1 protein-coding gene is annotated in these 473 nt (G+C 72.7%); it reads right to left on the bottom strand.

Translation table 11 applies throughout. The features are described 5' to 3' along the window. On the bottom strand, positions 1-473 hold a 473-nt coding region (locus POF73_RS45930), incomplete at both ends, for a ketoacyl-synthetase C-terminal extension domain-containing protein (protein WP_272125501.1).

Here is a 473-nt window from a genome sequence, read left to right as displayed (position 1 = left end):
ACATACCAAGGCGTTGCGAGCCCTGACCCGCGAACAGGAAGGCAGTACGGCCCCCTTCACCCACCGCACCAGTGACCGCGCCGGCAGCGGACTCTCCCGCCGCCACCGCCTCAAGCCCCCGCAGCAACTCCGCACGATCGGCGCCCCACACCACCGCCCGGTGCTCGAACACCGACCGGGAACGCACCAGCGACGCACCGATTTCCACAGCGCCCAGCGCCTCGGAGCCGCTCACGAACTCGGCCAGCCGACCGGCCTGCGCCCGCAAAGCGGCCCCGCTGCGCCCCGACACCACCCACGGCACCAGAGACGGCACAGGCACGGTCCCGAGAGCGACGGGAGCCTCCTCGGAGGCCGGCTGCTCCAGGATGACGTGCGCGTTGGTGCCGGAAACACCGAACGCCGACACACCTGCCCGCCGCGCACGCCCCGCCTCGGGCCACTCTCGCTCTTCGGCCAGCAGCTCCACGGCC

Origin of the sequence: Streptomyces sp. HD (genome assembly GCF_028369295.1) — a bacterium.
GTDB lineage: Bacteria > Actinomycetota > Actinomycetes > Streptomycetales > Streptomycetaceae > Streptomyces.
This window is presented reverse-complemented; position numbering and strand designations above follow the sequence as displayed.